Source organism: Nocardia sp. NBC_01503, assembly GCF_036327755.1.
Classification (GTDB): domain Bacteria; phylum Actinomycetota; class Actinomycetes; order Mycobacteriales; family Mycobacteriaceae; genus Nocardia.
In genome coordinates this window covers 5,942,477-5,957,656 of sequence record NZ_CP109596.1, presented here as the reverse complement: position 1 = coordinate 5,957,656, position 15,180 = coordinate 5,942,477, and the positions used below count along the sequence as shown (strand labels likewise).

Below are 15,180 nucleotides of genomic sequence, written 5' to 3'. Positions count from 1 at the left end.
ATCCGTTCACTTCAGCCGGGGCGACGCCGCGGCCGTATCGGGATGTCCGACATCGCAATTCGTTTCCGCCGCCGGGCGGGACGCGCGAGTCACCGGCCAGCCTGCCGCACCGGCGAGTTCGGCGAAGCGGATCGCGTCGAGAATCGCCGCGCCACCCGGGTCATTGTTGAAGTACACGAAGACATCTCGATCCCGGCCCCACGACGCGTCGATGCGGATGACCCAATCGGACAGCACCTCGTCACGGTAGCTCGGCGACGGTTCGCCCGTGCCTTCGTGGAAACGCAGGTAGCCCCAGCCCGCGGTCGGCCACAGCGGCGTCGCCGACTGATCCAGCCGGTCCGCCCAGCAGAGCGCGACATCATGTGCCTCGAGCACCTCTCGCACCTCGTCGGTCCACCAGGTCTCGTTCCGCGGCTCGACGACCACCCGAAGGCCGGTGGGAACGAGCTCCAGCACCGAGCGAAGACGGTCGGGTTCGGCAGGCAGGTTCGGGGGCAGTTGGAGCAGCAGCGGACCCAGCTTGTCACCGAGCCCCCGCGCGGCCTCGACCGAGCGCTGCAACGGAATCTCCGGATCGAGCAGTCGGTGAAAATGGGTGATCACCCGGCTGGCCTTCACCGCCATCACGAAATCGTCCGGCGTCCGCTCCCGCCAGCCCTCGAAAGTGGCGCGCGGCACCGGCCGGTAGAACGAGGCATTCAATTCCACCGTCGCGAAGGATCGCGCGTAGAACTCCAGCCATCGCCGCTGGGCCACGCCCTGCGGGTAGAAGACCCCACGCCAATCGGCGTACTGCCACCCGGACGTACCGATCAACATCGTCATACGGCAGTGATTCCCGCTACCGTCGGGCGCAACCGCAACCGCATCCGAGCCGCCCACGCCACAGGAAAACGGACGAACATCGTCCGCGGATCGCGTTTCATGGCCGGCGTCGAACGCGTCGACCAACTCGATGACACCCATATGCATTGGAAGGTCAAGGTGGGCCCCGTCGAGCGCGAGTTCGATGCGACCATCACCGAGCAGCATCCCGACGAACGCGTGGCGTGGCGATCCGACAGCGGCCCCGAACACGCCGGTGTGGTGACCTTCCACCGCATCGACGACGAAACCACCCGAATCATCACTCAGATGGACGTCGATCCGGAGGGATTCATCGAGAACGTCGGCGACAAGCTGGGGCTGCTCGACCATCGCGTGAAGGGCGACCTCGAGCGTTTCAAGACGTTCATCGAAGACCGGCCCCACGAAACCGGCGCCTGGCGCGGAGACGTCCCGCGTCCCGGCGTGTAAGGCCACACTCGCCGACCGTGCCCGAGCTGCCGCGAGCGTGCTCGGGCACGGCCCGGTGAGCCGAGTGCCTACCCCGCATCAGCGACCCGCAGGAACTCATCGGTCCATGAGGTGGGGTTGATCAGCCCGATCAACCCGGATGATGTGACTGAAGTACGCTGCCGTCACATGAGCGATGATCTGGTTGGGAAGAGTGCGCTGGTTACCGGTGCGAGCCGGGGGATCGGGTTCGCGGTGGCTGCGGAGCTGCTGCGGCGAGGGGCCGATGTGGTGGTGACGGCGCGGAAGCAGGGGCCGTTGGAGGAGGCGGCCGAGGAGCTCAGGGGGCTGGGGTATTCCGGTAAAGTTGTTGCGGTAGCGGGGAATTCGGGGGAAGCCGAGGCTCGGGCGGAACAGGTTGCCGCCGCTGTGGCGCAGTTCGGGTCGCTGGATGTGCTGATCAACAACACCGGGATCAATCCGGTGTACGGGTCGCTCATGGAGGCTGATCTGGATGGGGTGCGCAAGATCTTCGATGTGAATGTTGTTGCGGCGCTCGGGTATGTGCAGGAGGCGTACAAGGCTTGGATGGGTGAGCACGGTGGGGCCGTGGTGAATGTGGCCAGTGTGGCCGGGTTGCGGTCCACCGGGGTTATCGCCGCCTACGGGGCTTCCAAGGCCGCGCTCATTCGGCTCACCGAGGAGTTGGCCTGGCAGCTCGGGCCGAAGATCAGGGTGAACGCGGTCGCTCCGGGCGTGATCAAGACCAAGTTCGCGGATGCGCTGTACTCGGCCGATGAGGAGGCGGCGGCGGCCGTTTATCCGATGAAACGGCTGGGGTCGCCGGAGGATGTGGCGGGGCTGATCGGGTTCCTGGCCTCCGCCGAATCGGCGTGGATCACCGGCACCACCGTTCGCGTGGATGGCGGCCTGCTCGCCACCGGCGGTATCTGACCGGCAGTAGCCGAGAATACGAAAATTTCCGCCCCGCATCGTGATTCGATGCGGGGCGGACGTCCGCGAGCTAGCGGAAGATCAAGGCGCCGAGGGTGTCGCTGTGGCGGTAGCGCAGGTACTTCTCCACGGTGGGCTCGTCGACGGTGGTGTCCGCCGTGGCGAGGGTGATCACCAGGAACTCCGATTGGCTGCCGTCACGCCATTTGCCGGTCTCGAAGTGCGAGATCGTGCTGCCCGCGGGCAGCTTGATGTCATTGTCGTCGAATTGACCTTCGGCGGCCGAGGCTTTGCCGGCATCGCTCATGGTGAGGATGAACTGGGTCAGCATGAGACCGCCGTTCTCGGACTTCCAGACCAGTTCGGACGCGTATTGGCAGCCGAGGCCGGTGAGTTTGGCCGCCTCCTCGATGGGGGCACAGGAGCTGTAGTCGTGCCCCTCCACCCAGTCGGCCTGCAGCGCCACATCACCGAGCCGGAAGTTCCACGCCTCGCCGTACTCGGTGTACGTGAAGCGCCCACCGGCCGGAGCGGCCTTGGTGGTCGTCGTCGGACGGGTGGTGGTCGCCTCGGTGCGGGTCGGCGTCTCCGTGGTCGTGGTGACGGTCACCGCCTGATCGGAGCTGTCCTTGCCGGTGAGGACGACGATCGCGCCCACACCGACGGCCAGCATCGCGACCACCGCGAGCGCGAGACCGACGATCAGACCGGTATTGGAGCGCTGCGGCGGCGGTGCGCCGTACCCGGGCGGCGTTGAATATCCTTGCTGCCCAGGCCATCCCGGCTGCGCCGCGGGCTGCTGCCAGGTCGGGTCGCTCTGCTGACCGGGCCAGCCCGGTTGCGCGGCGGGCTGCTGCCAACTCTGATCACCCTGCGGGCTCGGCCAGGCCGGCTGCGGCGGTTGCGTGGGTTGCGACGGCTGGTCCCACCAGGCGGGGTTCTCGGGCTCCTGCCCGCCCTGCCCTTGCGGATCGCCACCGAATCCGGGTCCGGACGGCGGTCCGGGTGGATAAGTCATGTAGTCAACCTTTCACGGTGCGCCGGAACCTCCCGACCCGGCGACAGTCCCGAAAGCGTATGACGGTCGTCGATCATGATCCAATCAGGTGTGTCTTCCGATCTCATTGTCTGCGGAGCCGGCCCGGCCGGGCGGGCGCTGGCGCATCGCGCGCTGGCCCAGGGGCAGTCGGTGACGGTCATCGACCCGCGACCGGAGTTCCGGTGGACCGCCACCTACGCGGCCTGGGCCGATGAGCTGCCCGAATGGGTGCCGTCGCATACCTTCGCGGCCACGGTGGAGCGTCCGGCCGTGTGGACCACACGGCGCATCGAATTGGATCGTGAATACGTGGTTTTCGATACCGCGGCACTCCAGGATTCGCTCGATCCGACCGGTGCCACGATCATCACCGACCGGGTCGTGGATATCGTTCCGCCGTCCCGATCCGGCTCGCACGCCCTGGATATGCCCTCGGTGCGCCTGGCTTCGGGTTCGATGCTCCCCGGCGGCCGCGTCATCGATGCCCGGGGCATCCCCCGCTCCCCCGGGCTCGCCGAGCAGACCGCGTACGGCGTGGTGATCGATCGCGCGCAGTGGGCCGAACCGGAGACCCTCTTCATGGACTGGCGATCGGACAATGGCGCGGACTCCGTGGAACCACGTTCGTTTCTCTACGCGGTTCCCCTGAGCGACAACACAATTCTGCTCGAGGAGACCTGCCTCGCCGGTCGCCCCGCCCTGGACACCCAGCTGCTCCGGGACCGTCTGGCGCACCGATTGCGTTCTCGCGGAATCACCCTCACCGGTACGGAGCGAATCGAACGCGTCCGCTTCCCCCTCGAGGGCGGCGCCCCGCGCCCCGGATCCTTCGGTGCCGCGGGGGCGCTGACCCATCCTGCCACCGGCTACAGCGTCGCCGCCGCCCTCCACACCGCCGATACCGTCGCGGCCGGTGACGGCATCTGGCCGTCCTCGGCGCGCGCGGTATATCGCCTGCGCCAGGCCGGATTACAAGCCCTGCTCAGCCTCCCACCGCAGGACCTGCCCTTGTTCTTCGACGCCTTCTTCGTCCTCTCCCCCGCCCGTCAGCGCGCCTACCTCTCGGCCCGCGACGACCTGCCCGGTACCGCCGCCGCCATGTCCGCCCTCTTCGCGGCACTGCCGTGGCGAATACGGCGCGGACTCGTCACCTCGATCATGCGCCCCTGAAAGGAGTCGCCGGTGGCCGACCCAGGCATCAGCGGCCGACCACCGGCGAATTCACCCGCCGGACCGCGTGGGTGTACCGGTCAGGCCGCACCCCAGCGGGTGACGAGCGCCTCGAGACCCGCCGGAGTGAGAGCACCCAGCAGTCGCAGACGGGCGATACCGCCGTCCGGATAGATATCGAGACGCACGTGTGTGACCGGCCGGGCGCCCTGCACACGGAAGCGGTGCGGGGTGTCGGGCTGGATCGCCACCGTCGGCAGCAGTTCGAACCAGGCCGGGGAGTCGGCGGCGGGAACCGGTGTGCCGCTGGGCAGATCGACGCCGAGCAGGCGCACTTCGGCCGGTGCGTTGAACACCAGGTTGGTGGTGTCGACCTCGATCAGCTCCGGAACACCTTGGGCCGCAAGACGAATCACCGCCCAGTCATTGTCGTCATCGCGGCGGCGAGCGGTCTCCCACCCCTCGGCCTGATTGCGCGCGAGGCCGGGCGCGAGCATATTGTCCGCACCCGAATAGAACAGATTCGAGCAATCGACGGCGCGGCCACCGTGTTCGAGCGCGGCCAGATCCACGGTCAGGCCGCTCAGCAGGACCGGATCCGGCACCACGTCACCGTGCACGCGAAAGCGGGCGATACCGCCGTCCGGATGCATATGCAGGCGCACGTGGGTGAAGATCAGCTCGCTGTCGACGGGCAGCTCATGTTTGGCGTCACCGTGTAGCGGCGTCTTCGGCACGATCTCGACCCATTCGGCCGAATCCAGCTCCGCCACACCGGGATAACCCGATACCCGGCAGGCGTCCACGGAGGCGAAAGGCGGATAGTTGCCCTTGAACCACGCGGTGTCGATGACCACGCCGCGCACGATGCCCGGCATACCCAGTCGCACGATCGCCCAGTCGCTTCCGGGCGCGTTGCGCCGACGTCGGGTCTCCCAGCCGTCGTACTCCTGCCCCTTGGTGCCGAAGGTCTCGGCGGAGAAGCGCGGTTCCCAAGGCTGGATGAGGTTTTCGCGCTCTTCGAAGGATTCGTCGCTGGCGGCGATCACGCTGGCGCGGTAGCTGCGCAGCGCCAGGTCCGGCAGGCTGGTGAAGTCCGACATCGCTTCCTCTTTCAGTAGATGTGTTCGGGCGCTACGCGTTTCGGGACAGCAGATCGCCCAGGCGGGTTTCGGCTATCCGCACGGCGAGCAGTTCCAACAGCGGCCCGGCATTGCTGATGCACAGCCGCGGATCGGGCTCGATATCGGTGAGCGCGTAGGCGTCCTCGAATCCGAAGCGGCGCAACATATCCCGGGTCAGCAGCCGCTGACCCGCGACGGCCAGCACCGGAACCCCGGCCGCGGCGGCGGCCCGGGCCACGCCGATCGGGGCCTTGCCGTGCAGGGTCTGCCGATCCAGGCAGCCCTCACCGGTGATCACCAGTCGCGCACCCTGCAATCGATCCCCGAAATCGAGGTGCCGCAGCATCAATTCGATTCCGGGTTCACTGCGCGCACCCAGGAAGGCGATGGCGGCGAATCCGACGCCACCGGCCGCACCGGCCCCGGGCCGATCCGCCAGATCGACTCCGAGATCGCGGCGCGCGACCGCGGCGAAGCGCGCCAGTCCTCGTTCGAGTGCCGCGACATCTTCCGCGCCGGCGCCCTTTTGCGGCCCGTACACATGGGCGGCACCGCGCACGCCCAGCAGTGGGTTGTCCACATCGGAGGCGACCGTCACCGGAACACGCATCATCTCGCCGATATCGATGCGCTCCAGGTGCACCAGCGCCGCACCGCCGGGCGGCAGCTCGACGCCGTCGGCATCGAGGAAGCGCGCCCCGAGTGCGCTCAGCATGCCCGCCCCACCGTCGGCACAGGCACTTCCGCCGAGCCCCAGCACAATTCGCCGGGCGCCGCGGGTGACCGCGGTGCGCATCAACTCTCCGGTTCCCGCACTGGTGGCGGTGCGCGCGGTGGCCGGGGTGGGCCGGTCGGGTAAGCGCCGCAGCCCGGAGGCTTCGGCGAGTTCGATAACGGCCGTCTCGCCCCTCATCGCGAACGAGGCGACCACTCGATTCCCGACCGGCCCGGTGACGGCGGTCTGCAGGCCGGCGAAGCCCGCGGCCACCATCGCGTCCACGGTCCCGTCCCCGCCATCGGCAACGGGGACGGTGACCACGGGCAGCTCCGGACGGATGCGCCGCAGCCCGGCCGTGATGTGCGCGGCCACCTCCGCGGCGGTGAGCGAGCCCTTGAACTTATCCGGGGCGACGATCACCTGCCCGTCCCGCCAGCCCCGTGCCGAACCACCGCGCGCGTGAATCACGAAGGGCTCCCGGCCGATTCGTATTCGGGCTGGGCGGCGATGGCGGTGGGTGCGTCGTCGAAGGAGTCCGCGAGCTCCTCGAACTCGTTGATATTGTCGATCTCGAGCCCCATCGACACATTGGTGACGCGTTCGAGGATGACCTCGACCAGTACCGGCACCCGATGTTCGGCCGTCAACCGCTTGGCCTCGGCCATGGCGGAGCCGATCCGATCGGGGTCGGTGACGCGAATCGCCTTGCAGCCCAACCCTTCCGCGACCTTGAGGTGATCCACGCCGTAGCCGCCGACCTCCGGACTGTTGATATTGTCGAACGACAGCTGAACGTAGTAGTCCATATCGAAGGCACGCTGGGCCTGGCGAATCAGCCCCAGGTACGAATTGTTCACCACCACATGCACATACGGGATATTGAACTGTGCGCCGACGGCCAACTCCTCGATCAGGAACTGGAAGTCGTAGTCACCCGAGAGCGCCACGACCGTCTCATCCGGCACCGCGGTGGCGACACCGATGGCGGCGGGCAGGGTCCACCCGAGCGGACCGGCCTGTCCGGCGTTGATCCAGTGCCGGGGCTTGTACACGTGCAGCATCTGCGCCGCCTGGATCTGCGACAACCCGATGGTGGTGACATAGCGGACGTCGGGCCCGAACGCCGCGTTCATCTCCTCGTACACCCGCTGCGGTTTGATCGGCACGGTGTCGAAGTGCGTCTTGCGCAGCAGGGTTCGCTTGCGATCGCGGCAGGTGGCGGCCCAATCGCCGCGCTCGCGCAACTGACCGGCGAGCTCGAGCTCATGCGCCACATCCAGGAATTCGGCCAGCGCCGCGCCCGCATCCGAGACGATCCCGTAGTCGGGCGCGAACACCCGCCCGATTTGGGTCGGCTCGATATCGACATGCACGAAAGTGCGGTCCCGCGTATAGGTTTCGACACCACCGGTATGACGATTGGCCCAGCGGTTACCGATGCCGAGGACGAAGTCCGCCTCCAGCATGGTCGCATTGCCATAGCGATGCGAGGTCTGCAATCCGACCATGCCCGCGTGCAGCGGATGATCATCGGCGATGGTGCCCCAGCCCATCAGCGTCGGCACCACCGGAATGCCGGTCAGCTCGGCGAATTCGACCAGCAGATCCGCCGCGTCGGCGTTCACGATGCCGCCGCCCGCCACGATCAACGGCCGCTCGGCCGCGTTCAGCATGGCGATGGCCTTCTCGGCCTGCGCCCGGGTGGCGGTGGGGCGCTGTACATCCAGGGGCGTATAGGTCTCGATATCGAATTCGATCTCGGCGAGCTGCACGTCGATCGGGAGATCGATGAGCACCGGTCCCGGACGCCCGGAACGCATGAGCTGGAACGCCTTCTGGAACGAACCGGGCACCTGCGCGGGCTCCAGCACCGTCACCGCCCACTTGCTCACCGGTGCGGCGATCGAGGCGATATCGACCGCCTGGAAGTCCTCCTTGTGCAGCTTGGACACCGGAGCCTGCCCGGTGATGCACAGGATCGGAATGGAATCCGCACTCGCCGAATACAATCCGGTGATCATGTCGGTGCCCGCCGGACCGGAGGTGCCGATGCAGATACCGATATTGCCCGCGGCGGCGCGGGTGTACCCCTCGGCCATATGCGAGGCCGCCTCGACGTGCCGGGCGAGAATATGTTTGATCCCGCCGTGCGCCCGCATAGCGCTGTAGAAGGGGTTGATCGCCGCGCCCGGCAGCCCGAATGCCTGTGTCGCGCCTTCTTTTTCGAGAATGAGCACCGCGGCGTCCACGGCCCGCATACGTGTCATATCAGATCCCCTTTCGGATCAGCGTCAGTGGCCGACCGGTCGATGCGGCGGATATCGGAGCGTTGCGCGGCTGCACCGTGCACTCGTGCACCACCCAGCCCGTGGGTACGCCGATGGCGCAGATTCCGTGTCCGTCCGCCATGCGTGGTCCGTGACCGGTGCGCAGGGTCTGCGCCGTCACGCCTGTCCCTTACCCGAGAGCGCCTCGGCGACCAGCAGCAGCGCGGAGTGATCGAGGGAACCGTGGCCCATGGCGCGGGCGGCGGCGATGAGCTGCGCGGTGAGCGCGCCCATGGGGATGGCGACCTCGGCCTGGCGCGCGGCGGCCAGGATGATGCCCATATCCTTGTGATGCAGGTCGATGCGGAAGCCGGGCTGGAAACTACGCTCCAGCATGGTCTTTCGCTTCAGCTCCAGGATCTTGCTGCCCGCCAGGCCACCGGCGAGCACATCCAGTCCCGCCTCGGCGTTCGCACCCAGGTTCTCCATGAGCAGGATGGCTTCGGCGACCAGGGCGTAGGTGCCGCCGACCACGAGCTGGTTGGCGGCCTTGACGACCTGACCGGCACCGTTCGGTCCCACCAGGGCGACGGTCTTGCCGACGGCCTCGAAAACCGCTCGGGCGGAATCGAAGTCGTCGCGCGAGCCGCCGACCATAATCGACAGCGCCGCGTTCTTGGCACCGGGCTCGCCACCGCTGACCGGGGCGTCCAGTACGCGCAGCCCCTTCTTCGCGCCTTCGGTGGCGGTCCACTCGGAGGTGCGCGGGGTGATGGTGGAGAAGTCGATGTACAGCGTGCCGGGGGCGGCGTGCTCGAGCACCTCGGCGAAGACCGACTCCACATGCTCGTCCTGCGGCAGCATGGTGATGACAATGTCCTTGTCGCGCACCGTCTCCGCGGCATTCGCGCCCGCCTTGCCACCGGCGGCGGTGAGGCGATCGACCGCGGCCGAGCTGTGATCGTAGCCGGTGACCTCGTGCCCGGCAGCGACCAGGTGACCGGCCATCGGGCCGCCCATGATGCCGAGTCCCACGAATCCGATGCTGCGCCCACCCGTCGCCCGACCGCCGCCCCGCACGGAATCGCTGCGCGATGCTTCACTCATTTGATCCACTCCCAATCCAGTTCGGGGTCTTTGTATTCCAGGCCGATCCAGCCGTCGTAACCGGCGGCGTCGAGGTTGGCGAAGAGCTCCTCGAAGTCCAGCGCGCCGGTGCCGGGACGTCCGCGACCCGGGGTATCGGCGATCTGTACGTGGCCGAAGTAGCCGCCGTAGGTGTCGATCACCCCGGCGAGGTTCTCGCCCATCCGGGCCAGGTGGTAGAGGTCGCAGAGGAACCGCAGATTCGGCTCCCCGACCTGCTCGATAATGCGAATCGCGTGCGCGGCCGAGACGATCGGATAGTCCTGCGACTCATAGGCATTGAGCGCTTCGAGCAGTACGGTCGCACCGATGCGCCGGGCCGCGGTAGCGGCCAGCCGCAGATTCTCCAGGGCGAGCTCGTCCTGCTTCTCCGCATCCTCGGCGGCAATCCGATTGCCGTACAGCGCGTTCAGCGCCTTGCATCCGGTGCGCTCGGCGATTCCGACCGCGATATCGATATTGTCCCGGAACCGGGTCTCTTGTCCGGGAATCGAAACCAGGCCGCGGCCCGCCGGAATCAGGTCGATGAAGTTCAATCCGACCAGCTGCACGCCCGCGTCCTCGATGGCCGAGACGAAGGCATCGATATCCGCGTCGGCGGGTGTCGAATCCTCGCCGAACGGCCACCAGAATTCCACCGCGTCGAATCCGGCGGCCTTGGCGGCGGCTGGCCGTTCCAGCAGCGGGAGATCGGTGAAGAGAATCGAGCAATTGACATCGAATTTCCGGAGCGCGCCCCCGGAGGTGTATTTCATCGAATTCCTTCGCGATAGGTCGTCCAGCTGCCGAATTCGGTGATGTCGATCAGCTGCGGATAGGAGACGGGCGGGCGGCGCAGCACCATGGAGAGCACCGAACGCTTGTCATCGAGTTCGATCACGCCGAGTTCGAGCTCCGGCGGTTCGGCCGGGAGCAGGCTGGTGCGCAGCACATCCATAGGCACATCGAATAATTCACCACTGACGGGGGCTCCGCCGTCGGAGACCGGGTGCAGTCCCGGGAAGCGATCGCCGACCGAATAGAACCGGTACTGCGGTGCGGTGGTCACCTCGCCGGCGAACGGTGCGCCCGCGAGCAGGTGATTCAGCGGCCCGCCGCGCATGGCGCCGCCGTTCAGGAAAATGAGGGGCATAATATGGTCCTTCCTCCCCCGTTGGTCGAAATTATGTCGGCCGTCACAGTGGGTTCGTAAGCCGTGATCAGCACAATGGTCGGAATCGTTCTGGGCGGGTTTTCGTAGGTTCATCCAGCCCGGGTCGATCAGTCCCGGATGTCGTCGTCGATGCGCTCGCCTAAGCCGTCGCGTTCGTCCTGTGCGGCGGCGAAGACCGAGGCGCCCGAGCGATTGCCGATGGTCAATTCGTTGAACAGCAGATTGAGCAGGATCGCCACTATGGCGGTCGCGCTGATCCCCGAATGCATGATCACGGCGAACGATTCCGGGAACGCGTCCCAGAATGTCGGGGCCGCAATGGGAATGAGCCCGGCGGCAATCGCCACGGCCACAATCAGCATATTCAGGTTGTCGTGGAATCGGACTCGGGTCAGGGTCCGAATCCCGCTCGCCGCAACGGATCCGAACAGCACGACTGCCGCGGTGGCGGCCATATCGGCGCGCAGGCCGTCCGCGACGCGACCCGAATCCACTTCGGTGCCTACGATCTCACCGATGGGGAGGATATCGGCGATGTTCTCGGTCATGATCACCAGAATCACGATGGTCATCGAGACGATGGCCCCCACCTCGAAAGTGGGTGTGCCCGACGGGAAGAACGTCGGCAGCGCGATCAGCTTCGCCCGGCCGACGTCGGAGAAGTCGGTCCGGCCCGCGACGGCGGCGATGACCGTGCCGACCACCCAGCCCGATCAGGATCGACAGCCGCGATATCGCACCCTGGAACACCCGGCTGATCACCAGGATGATCAGCAGCGTGAGCCCCGCTGTCGTTGTCGTCCTTGTGGTTTCATGGCGTCGCCCGCCTCTCCTCAACAGAATCCCGGTACGCCGAGCCAGGCATTGCCCGCGGGAATGGCGTCATCGCGATGCAGGCTCGCCTCGATGAGGCCGTAGGGCCGATCGGCGGCGATGAACACCTCGCCGTTGTTCTCCACATGGAACGGGCTCAGATCGACCAGGAAGTGATGCTTGTTCGGGGCGGAGAATTTGATCTCGGCGACTTCCCGATGCTGTTCCAGCACAGCGCGTCCCATGCTGTAGAGGGTCTGCTGCAGCGCCATCGAATGCACCACCGCGAACTGCCGCAACAGGGTGGAACGAATGGAGGCGAACGACTTGTCCCAGTCCACATCGGTGCGGTCGTAGCGCCAGCGCGCCACCAGCGAGGTCGCCATGACGCGATCCTTGGTGGGCCGCAGCGTGGTGTACTTGTCCTCGAAGAAGCCGTGGAACTCCGAACCGGTGGACTTGAGCAGCACCAGATCCCGGATGCCGGTCACCACGTGCGTGCGCCGGTCGTCGCCGTGGCCGTCCATATTGACCACGGTGGTGCGCACTCCCCCGCCCGCCTGCACGAATGAGAAGTCATGTCCTGCACCGTCGACCGGAATCCGGTCCCAGGCGTACTCCTCGATCTCGATGCGCGCGCCGTCCGCGCCCGGACAGCGCGAGATGAAGTGATCGGCCAGGGTCAGCCCGAAATCCTCGATGGCGTCGATACCCTTCTCCTTGGCGAAGGAGAAGGCGGTGTTCTTCTGCGTATCGGTGGGCAGGATGTCACCCTGATCGCCGGTGATGTGCGCGTCCTCGAAGCGCCCGCGCAGGGCGGAGGAGACATTGAGATCGCGAATGGTGTGCCGGGCGCTGTCGCGGTAGACGCGAACCACGCGGCTCTCGGCCTTGCCGTACTGATTCTGTCCAAGCTGGATTGCCATGGAAACTCTCAACTTCCTCGATAGGCGGTACACGCGAATGGGCTGAGCAGCAGTGGCACTGGGACGGCGTCACGGTGGATGGGCGCGCGGCTCACCCCGAGGGGAACACCGGAGCCGCCACGGCGCACCGCGATGATCTCCGCGGCAATGGAGACGGCCGTCTCCTCGGGCGTGCGGCCACCCAGATCCAGGCCGATGGGTGAACGCAGCCGGGACAATTCGGCTTCGGTCATCCCGACCGCGCGCAGACGCTCGAGCCGGTCATTATGGGTGCGCCGCGATCCCATCGCGCCGACGAAGGCCACCGGCAGGCGCAGGGCCACTTCCAGCAACGGCACATCGAACTTGGCGTCATGGGTGAGTACGCAGAGCACGGTGCGGGCATCTACGTGGATACCGGCGAGATACCGGTTCGGCCAATCCACCACCACCTCATCGGCTTCGGGGAAACGCGCGCGGGTGGCGAAGATGGGCCGGGCATCACAGACGGTGACGTGATAACCGAGGAATTTACCGATCCGCGCGACCGCGGCAGCGAAATCTATTGCGCCGAAGACGATCATGCGCGGCGCGGGTACCTCGGACTCCACGAAGACGGTGGTTTCGGCAGCATCGCAACCGATGGTGCGGACACCGGTCGCGCCGGTGTCGATCATGGCGCGCCCCTCGGCGAGCACGGTTTCGTCGAAACCCGCGCCGACGGTCCACCACGAGCCCAGGGCCATGGCGGCACCGGTAGTCAGGTCACGCACCAGGGCGACCGGCTCCTCCGAGCCCAGAAAGGCTTCGAAGGCAGCATGATTCGCGGCGGTGACCGGCTGTACGAGGACTTCGATCGTTCCACCACAGGTCAATCCGACCGCGAAGGCATCGGAGTCGCTGTAGCCGAACGTTTCTCGTTGAATCTCACCGGTGCGCAACGACTCGCGGCACAGCTCGTAGACCGCGCCCTCCACGCATCCGCCGGAGATGCTCCCGACGACCACGCCGTCGGAGTTCACCGCCAGCGCCGCGCCCACCGGCCGGGGCGCGCTGCCGCCGATTCCGATGATCGAGGCTACGGCGTAATCCTGCTGCGCCGCATGCCATTCCAAGAGTTGTGCCGCGATGTCGCGCATATCAGCCTCCCAGGACCGATTCGATGGCGTTGATTCCGAAGTAGGCGGCGAACACCACGCTGACCACGCTTACCAGCCAATGGATTTCCCGGAACTTGCCGCGTGCGAGCTTGATGACCGTGTAGCAGATCAGGCCCGCGCCGACGCCATTGGTGATGGAGTAGGTGAAGGGCATGAGCGCGATGGTCACGAAGGCCGGTACCGCGATCTCCAGGTCGTTCCAGTCGATCTTGCGGGCCTGGGTCATCATGAGCGCGCCGACCAGCACCAGCGCCGGAGCCGCGGCCTGGATCGGCACCACCGCGGCCAGCGGGGTGAAGAACACTGCCGCACAGAAGAATCCGCCGGTGACCACGCTGGTGAGTCCGGTACGTGCGCCCTCACCGACGCCCGTCGCGGATTCCACATAGACCGTGCTGCCCGCACCACCGCTGACGCCGCCGATGATCTGGGCGACACCGTCGACGGTGAGGATTTTGCCGATACCGGGCATGGTGCCCTGCTCGTCCAGGAGCTTCGCCTCGTCACAGACGCCGAAAACCGTTCCCATGGCGTCGAAGAAGCCGGTCAGCACCAGCGTGAACAGCACCACGCTCGCCACCAGTCCGCCGGCGCGGGCGAAGCCGCCGATCAGATCGATATTGAACATGAGGCCGAAATCCGGTGTGGCGAACAGGGAGTCGGGCCGCTGCGGCACCACGGTCCCCCACGCCTTGGGATCGATATCGGCGAGGGCGTTGATCACAATCGCGAGCAACGTCGACAGGGCGATGCTGATCAGGATCGCGCCGGGCACCTTGCGGACGTACAACCCCAGCATGAGCAGCAGGCCGAAGGCGAAAACGACGACGGGCCAACCCTGTAGGTGTCCGTCGACACCGAGCGTGACCGGTGGACCGCCCGGTGAACCGTGGCCGACGACTCCGGAGGAGACCAAGCCGATCATGGCGATGAACATGCCGATACCGACGCCGATGGCGTTCTTGAGCGCCACCGGAATGGCATTGATGATCATGGTCCGCAGGCCGGTCGCGGCCATGATCACAATGATCACGCCCATCAGGACCACCAGGCCCATGGTCTGAGGCCAGGTCATATGCGGCGCCGCTTGGAAGGCGACCACCGGGACCACCCCGAGACCCGCTGCGAGAGCGAGTGGTACGTTGCCGATCAGGCCCATGAGGACTGTGGAGAGTCCGGCCGAGAACGCGGTGGCTGTGGTGAGCTGAGCGATGCCGAGATGGTTGCCGTCGATATCGGTGACCCCGCCGAGGATGAGCGGGACGAGCAGGATAACGTAGGCCATGGCGACGAATGTGGTGATTCCGCCACGGATTTCGCGTGAGACGGTAGTGCGACGTTCACTCAACTTGAAGAACCGGTCGAGTGCCGAACCCCCGGCGATTGTGGTGGTTGTGGGGGTCGGGTCTTGGATTTGGGTCATGGCATGCCCTCCTAAGGGCGTAGCCGACCT

At 66.5% G+C, this 15,180-nt stretch carries 16 protein-coding genes; 3 read left to right on the top strand and 13 right to left on the bottom strand.

The features are described 5' to 3' along the window. Positions 1-6: 6 nt before the first annotated feature. A complete protein-coding gene (locus OHB26_RS27135) occupies positions 7-822 on the bottom strand; it encodes a DUF72 domain-containing protein (protein ID WP_330180075.1) in 816 nt (271 codons plus the stop codon). 105 nt (positions 823-927) lie between these two features. Between OHB26_RS27135 and OHB26_RS27130 the strand changes: the two genes are divergently transcribed. Both OHB26_RS27130 and OHB26_RS27125 read left to right on the top strand, forming a co-directional pair. After that, on the top strand, positions 928-1,299 hold the full coding sequence (locus OHB26_RS27130; protein WP_330180074.1) for an SRPBCC family protein: 372 nt from the start codon (positions 928-930) through the stop codon (positions 1,297-1,299). Positions 1,300-1,467: 168 nt separating this feature from the next. Further along, positions 1,468-2,232 carry an SDR family oxidoreductase gene (locus tag OHB26_RS27125; protein ID WP_330180073.1) on the top strand — a complete coding sequence of 255 codons (765 nt, stop codon included), beginning with the start codon at positions 1,468-1,470 and terminating at the stop codon, positions 2,230-2,232. A 70-nt stretch (positions 2,233-2,302) separates the two neighbouring features. Here OHB26_RS27125 and OHB26_RS27120 read toward each other — a convergent pair whose 3' ends face one another. Further along, positions 2,303-3,250: a hypothetical protein gene (locus tag OHB26_RS27120; RefSeq protein WP_330180072.1), complete on the bottom strand. Its 948-nt coding sequence runs from the start codon at positions 3,248-3,250 to the stop codon at positions 2,303-2,305. 90 nt (positions 3,251-3,340) lie between these two features. Between OHB26_RS27120 and OHB26_RS27115 the strand changes: the two genes are divergently transcribed. Further along, a complete protein-coding gene (locus OHB26_RS27115; RefSeq protein ID WP_442942724.1) occupies positions 3,341-4,441 on the top strand; it encodes a lycopene cyclase family protein in 1,101 nt (366 codons plus the stop codon). Between the two features lie 80 nt (positions 4,442-4,521). Here the strand turns inward: OHB26_RS27115 and alc are convergent, their stop codons facing one another. The 11 genes from alc to OHB26_RS27060 form a co-directional block, all read right to left on the bottom strand. Beyond that, positions 4,522-5,544, bottom strand: coding sequence for an allantoicase (gene alc, locus OHB26_RS27110; protein ID WP_330180070.1), 1,023 nt, complete (start codon positions 5,542-5,544; stop codon positions 4,522-4,524). Positions 5,545-5,575: 31 nt separating this feature from the next. Next, positions 5,576-6,751 (bottom strand): glycerate kinase, encoded by a 1,176-nt coding sequence (locus tag OHB26_RS27105; RefSeq protein WP_330180069.1) that lies wholly within the window; start codon positions 6,749-6,751, stop codon positions 5,576-5,578. Further along, positions 6,748-8,550 carry a glyoxylate carboligase gene (gcl, locus tag OHB26_RS27100; protein WP_330180068.1) on the bottom strand — a complete coding sequence of 601 codons (1,803 nt, stop codon included), beginning with the start codon at positions 8,548-8,550 and terminating at the stop codon, positions 6,748-6,750. Before gcl ends, OHB26_RS27105 begins: the two co-directional genes overlap by 4 nt. A gap of 1 nt (position 8,551) precedes the next feature. Further along, the gene (locus tag OHB26_RS27095) at positions 8,552-8,731 is read right to left on the bottom strand and encodes a hypothetical protein (protein WP_330180067.1); all 180 of its coding nucleotides are present in this window, start codon (positions 8,729-8,731) and stop codon (positions 8,552-8,554) included. Then, positions 8,728-9,657, bottom strand: a complete 930-nt coding sequence (locus OHB26_RS27090; protein ID WP_330180066.1) for an NAD(P)-dependent oxidoreductase — start codon at positions 9,655-9,657, stop codon at positions 8,728-8,730. Before OHB26_RS27090 ends, OHB26_RS27095 begins: the two co-directional genes overlap by 4 nt. Next, positions 9,654-10,451, bottom strand: coding sequence for a hydroxypyruvate isomerase family protein (locus tag OHB26_RS27085; protein ID WP_330180065.1), 798 nt, complete (start codon positions 10,449-10,451; stop codon positions 9,654-9,656). Before OHB26_RS27085 ends, OHB26_RS27090 begins: the two co-directional genes overlap by 4 nt. After that, positions 10,448-10,828, bottom strand: a complete 381-nt coding sequence (locus OHB26_RS27080; protein ID WP_330180064.1) for an allophanate hydrolase-related protein — start codon at positions 10,826-10,828, stop codon at positions 10,448-10,450. The genes OHB26_RS27085 and OHB26_RS27080 overlap by 4 nt, the downstream gene beginning before the upstream one ends. 128 nt (positions 10,829-10,956) lie before the next feature. Continuing rightward, entirely contained in the window at positions 10,957-11,553 is a 597-nt protein-coding gene (locus OHB26_RS27075; protein WP_330180063.1) for a solute carrier family 23 protein, read from the bottom strand. Positions 11,554-11,682: 129 nt separating this feature from the next. Then, a complete protein-coding gene (pucL, locus tag OHB26_RS27070; RefSeq protein ID WP_330180062.1) occupies positions 11,683-12,588 on the bottom strand; it encodes a factor-independent urate hydroxylase in 906 nt (301 codons plus the stop codon). 8 nt (positions 12,589-12,596) lie between these two features. After that, entirely contained in the window at positions 12,597-13,706 is a 1,110-nt protein-coding gene (locus OHB26_RS27065) for an XdhC family protein (RefSeq protein ID WP_330180061.1), read from the bottom strand. A gap of 1 nt (position 13,707) precedes the next feature. Beyond that, positions 13,708-15,150, bottom strand: coding sequence for an NCS2 family permease (locus OHB26_RS27060; RefSeq protein ID WP_330180060.1), 1,443 nt, complete (start codon positions 15,148-15,150; stop codon positions 13,708-13,710). Between the last annotated feature and the right edge of the window lie 30 nt (positions 15,151-15,180).

Coding starts and splice junctions, on each gene's coding strand:
- OHB26_RS27135 (WP_330180075.1), bottom strand. CDS start 822: ATGTTGATCGGTACGTCCGGGTGGCAGTACGCCGATTGGCGTGGGGTC.
- OHB26_RS27130 (WP_330180074.1), top strand. CDS start 928: ATGGCCGGCGTCGAACGCGTCGACCAACTCGATGACACCCATATGCAT.
- OHB26_RS27125 (WP_330180073.1), top strand. CDS start 1,468: ATGAGCGATGATCTGGTTGGGAAGAGTGCGCTGGTTACCGGTGCGAGC.
- OHB26_RS27120 (WP_330180072.1), bottom strand. CDS start 3,250: ATGACTTATCCACCCGGACCGCCGTCCGGACCCGGATTCGGTGGCGAT.
- alc (WP_330180070.1), bottom strand. CDS start 5,544: ATGTCGGACTTCACCAGCCTGCCGGACCTGGCGCTGCGCAGCTACCGC.
- gcl (WP_330180068.1), bottom strand. CDS start 8,550: ATGACACGTATGCGGGCCGTGGACGCCGCGGTGCTCATTCTCGAAAAA.
- OHB26_RS27090 (WP_330180066.1), bottom strand. CDS start 9,657: ATGAGTGAAGCATCGCGCAGCGATTCCGTGCGGGGCGGCGGTCGGGCG.
- OHB26_RS27085 (WP_330180065.1), bottom strand. CDS start 10,451: ATGAAATACACCTCCGGGGGCGCGCTCCGGAAATTCGATGTCAATTGC.
- OHB26_RS27080 (WP_330180064.1), bottom strand. CDS start 10,828: ATGCCCCTCATTTTCCTGAACGGCGGCGCCATGCGCGGCGGGCCGCTG.
- pucL (WP_330180062.1), bottom strand. CDS start 12,588: ATGGCAATCCAGCTTGGACAGAATCAGTACGGCAAGGCCGAGAGCCGC.
- OHB26_RS27065 (WP_330180061.1), bottom strand. CDS start 13,706: ATGCGCGACATCGCGGCACAACTCTTGGAATGGCATGCGGCGCAGCAG.
- OHB26_RS27060 (WP_330180060.1), bottom strand. CDS start 15,150: ATGACCCAAATCCAAGACCCGACCCCCACAACCACCACAATCGCCGGG.